We start from the raw sequence: 3,588 nt of genomic DNA, 5'->3' as shown, positions 1-3,588 counted from the left end.
CGCCGGGAGCGCCTGATTAGCCCAGCCGGGCGGCGTGCCAGGCGATATGATCGGCCATGAAGGTCGAGATGAAATAATAGCTGTGGTCGTAGCCCGGCTGGAGCCGCAAGGTCAGGTCGATCCCGGCGCGGTGACAGGCGTCGGCCAGCAATTCGGGCTTGAGTTGATCGTTGACGAACTGGTCGGCATCGCCCTGGTCGACCAGGATCTCCGGCACGCGCGCGCCATCGTCGATCAGCGCGCAGGCGTCATAGGGCCGCCATGCGGCGCGATCGACGCCCAAATAGCCGTCCAGCGCTTTCTCTCCCCACGGACAATGGAGCGGCGACACGATCGGCGCGAAGGCCGAGACGCTGCGGAAGCGATCGGGGTTGCGTAGCGCCATGGTCAGCGCGCCATGCCCGCCCATCGAATGGCCGGTGATGCCCTGGCGCGTCATGTCGGCGGCCGGGAATGCCGCGGCGATCAGCGCCGGCAACTCTTCCTCGATATAGGACCGCATGCGGAAATTGGCCGCCCATGGCGGGCGCGTCGCGTCGACATAGAAACCGGCGCCCTTACCGAAGTCATAGGCGTCGTCGTCGGGTACGTCGTCGCCGCGGGGACTGGTATCGGGGGCGACGAAGATGATTCCGTGCTCGGAACACGCTCGGCGGTATTCGCCCTTTTCAGTGACGTTGGCGTGCGTGCAGGTCAGCCCCGACAGATACCAGAGCACCGGCAGTCGCGCGCCGTCCGGATGGTCGGGCACGAACACCGAAAAGGTCATCGGCGTGCCGGTGGCGGCCGAGGCGTGTTCGTATACGCCCTGGATGCCACCGAACGCTCGATTGGTCGATTTGACGTTCAGGCTCACGCGGTCAGGCCGGGACGCGGTGCAGCGCGCAGAGCTTGTTGCCGTCGGGATCGCGCAGATAGGCGAGGTAGAGCTTCATTCCGTTGCCCTCGCGAATGCCCGGATCTTCCTCGATCGCGGTGCCGCCATTGGCGACGCCGGCGGCGTGCCAGGCATCCGCCTGGGCCGGGGTCTCCATCGCGAACCCGATCGTGCCGCCATTGGCGTGGCATGCCGGCTGGCCGTCGATCGGCGCCGAGACCATGAAGATGCCGCCGTTGTGGAAATACATCAGCCGCCCCTTGGGGTCGGTCACCGCTTCCTTGCCGCCGATCGCGCCGAACAGCGCATCATAGAACTTCTTCGACCGGCCGAGATCGTTGCTGCCGACCATCATGTGCGAAAACATGGCTTCCTCTCCCCAGGTGAATGTGCGTTCAGAACACCACGACGCTGCGGATGCTCTCACCCGCATGCATCAGGTCGAACCCCTTGTTGATGTCCTCGAGCTTGAGGACATGAGTGATCATCGGATCGATCGCGATCTTGCCCTGCATGTACCAGTCGACGATCTTGGGCACGTCGGTACGGCCCTTGGCGCCGCCGAACGCGGTGCCGCGCCAATTGCGCCCGGTGACGAGCTGGAACGGGCGGGTGGAGATCTCCTTGCCCGCTTCCGCCACACCGATGATGATCGACGTGCCCCAGCCGCGATGGCAGGCCTCGAGCGCCGTGCGCATGACGTCGGTATTGCCGGTGGCGTCGAACGTATAGTCGGCGCCGCCGTCGGTCAGCGCCACCAGATGCGCGACCAGGTCGCCCTCGACCTTTGTCGGATTGACGAAATGGGTCATGCCGAATCGCCGCCCCCATTCCTCCTTCGAATCGTTGAGATCGACGCCGATGATCTTGTCCGCGCCGACCATTTTGGCGCCCTGGATGACGTTCAGGCCGATTCCACCCAATCCGAACACGATTACGTTCGCGCCCGGTTCGACCTTGGCGGTCTTCACTACGGCCCCCACGCCGGTGGTCACGCCGCAGCCGATGTAACAGCTGGTCTGGAACGGCGCGTCCTCGCGAATCTTCGCCACCGCGATCTCCGGCAGCACGGTGAAGTTCGAGAACGTCGAGCACCCCATATAATGAAAGATCGGCTCGCCCTTGTACGAGAAGCGCGTCGTGCCGTCGGGCATCAGCCCCTTGCCCTGGGTCGCGCGGATCGCCGTGCACAAATTGGTCTTGCCCGACAGGCAGCTTTTGCACTGCCGGCATTCGGGCGTGTAGAGCGGAATGACGTGATCGCCGGGCTTCACGCTGGTCACGCCCGGGCCGATCTCGCGCACGATGCCGGCCCCTTCATGTCCCAGGATCGAGGGAAAGATCCCTTCGGAATCAAAGCCATCGAGCGTATATGCGTCAGTGTGGCAAATGCCCGTCGCCATGATCTCGACCAGCACCTCGCCGGCCTTCGGCCCTTCCAGGTCGACCTCGACGATCTCCAGCGGTTTCTTCGCTTCGAATGCGACGGCGGCGCGGGTCTTCATCGTGTGGCTCCCTGATCTACTCCGTTCCGCTTTAGCCTGACCGTCGCGCCGGGCAACCTTCGTCGCGCCCGAACGCTGACGCTCCGACGTGGCTCGAATGTCAGGAGAGAAGGATGAGCGATTTGAAGAAAGGCGACGAGGTGACCTGGAAATCGCACGGGGGCACCGCCCATGGTCACGTCGAGAAGAAACAAACCAGCGACACCCGGATCAAGGATCACGTTGTTCGGGCGTCAAAAGATGATCCGCAATACATCGTAAGGAGTGACAACGGCGGAAAGGCAGCGCACAAGAGGGGCGCGCTCCATAAGGCGTAACGAGTCTGGGCCGGAACACCGGCCAAATGAACAGGAAGGAATGCAATGGCTACTGCACCCAAGACCGGCGGCATTCATGCGCCCGTCACCCCGTCGCCCGAGCTGGGCGCGATCGTCGGCACCGCGCCGCTGCCGCGCAGCCAGGTGATCAGCAAGGTGTGGGACCACATCAAGAAGAACAACCTGCAGAACCCCGCCAACAAGCGCGAGATTCTGGCCGACGACAAGCTCAAGAAGGTCTTCGGCAAGGACAAGGTCACGATGTTCGAGATGAACAAGCACATCTCGAAGCACGTCAAGGCGTAAGCCGGACCGCGAAACGGGAAAGGGCACCGCGCGCCAGCCGCGCGGTGCCCTTTTTCACACGCCGGAACGATCGCGTCAGGCCGCGACGCTCTCCGTCGCCGCCACGATCTGGACCCCGGCGGCATCGTCCAGCGCGGCACCGCGCACCGCCGCCGGCCGCGTGCGGCAGCGTTCGACATAAGCGTCGATCAGCTTGCTCTCGGGAAAGGCCTGGCGAGCGAAGGCCAGCGCGCTGCCGATCAACAGGTCGGCACCCGAGAAGTCGGTCCCCATCACATAAGGCGCGTCGGCCAGCGCACGCTCGATCCGGCGGACCACCGCGTCGTAATTACGCTGCTTGTGCGGCGCGCTGCCGAGCTCGCCCGACATCGCCGCGAACATCGCCGGCTCCATCTCCGCGGCATACCAGGCGAGCCAGGTGAGATAGGTGCCGCGTTCGGCCGCGTCCGGCGCCGGCGCCAGGCGAGCCTGCAGAAAGGCGTCCGCCAGGCACAGGACGATCGCGACCGATTCCGCGACCATCATGCCGGCATATTCGATCGCCGGCACGCGCTGGTCGGGATGCGGATTGGCGGCGTCGGGC

6 protein-coding genes are annotated in these 3,588 nt (G+C 64.7%); 2 read left to right on the top strand and 4 right to left on the bottom strand.

Annotation, left to right across the window (positions count from 1 at the left end):
• Positions 1-16: 16 nt before the first annotated feature.
• The 3 genes from fghA to ACTHJR_RS20825 are packed head-to-tail and all read right to left on the bottom strand — an operon-like array spanning position 17 to position 2,382.
• Positions 17-850: an S-formylglutathione hydrolase gene (fghA, locus tag ACTHJR_RS20835; RefSeq protein ID WP_440525339.1), complete on the bottom strand. Its 834-nt coding sequence runs from the start codon at positions 848-850 to the stop codon at positions 17-19.
• A gap of 10 nt (positions 851-860) precedes the next feature.
• Positions 861-1,244 (bottom strand): VOC family protein, encoded by a 384-nt coding sequence (locus ACTHJR_RS20830; RefSeq protein ID WP_440525338.1) that lies wholly within the window; start codon positions 1,242-1,244, stop codon positions 861-863.
• Between the two features lie 28 nt (positions 1,245-1,272).
• Positions 1,273-2,382, bottom strand: a complete 1,110-nt coding sequence (locus tag ACTHJR_RS20825) for an S-(hydroxymethyl)glutathione dehydrogenase/class III alcohol dehydrogenase (protein WP_440525337.1) — start codon at positions 2,380-2,382, stop codon at positions 1,273-1,275.
• A 113-nt stretch (positions 2,383-2,495) separates the two neighbouring features.
• Here ACTHJR_RS20825 and ACTHJR_RS20820 point away from each other — a divergent pair, with 113 nt between their 5' ends.
• Together ACTHJR_RS20820 and ACTHJR_RS20815 are read left to right on the top strand one after the other, a co-directional pair.
• A complete protein-coding gene (locus tag ACTHJR_RS20820; RefSeq protein ID WP_440525336.1) occupies positions 2,496-2,699 on the top strand; it encodes a DUF2945 domain-containing protein in 204 nt (67 codons plus the stop codon).
• Between the two features lie 45 nt (positions 2,700-2,744).
• Positions 2,745-3,005: an SWIB/MDM2 domain-containing protein gene (locus tag ACTHJR_RS20815; RefSeq protein WP_440525335.1), complete on the top strand. Its 261-nt coding sequence runs from the start codon at positions 2,745-2,747 to the stop codon at positions 3,003-3,005.
• 75 nt (positions 3,006-3,080) lie between these two features.
• Here ACTHJR_RS20815 and ACTHJR_RS20810 read toward each other — a convergent pair.
• A partial coding sequence (locus ACTHJR_RS20810) for a glutathione S-transferase family protein (protein WP_440525334.1) occupies positions 3,081-3,588 on the bottom strand: 508 nt, incomplete at its 5' end.

Origin of the sequence: Sphingomonas sp. (assembly GCF_051962185.1) — a bacterium.
Taxonomy (GTDB): domain Bacteria; phylum Pseudomonadota; class Alphaproteobacteria; order Sphingomonadales; family Sphingomonadaceae; genus Sphingomonas.
This window is presented reverse-complemented; position numbering and strand designations above follow the sequence as displayed.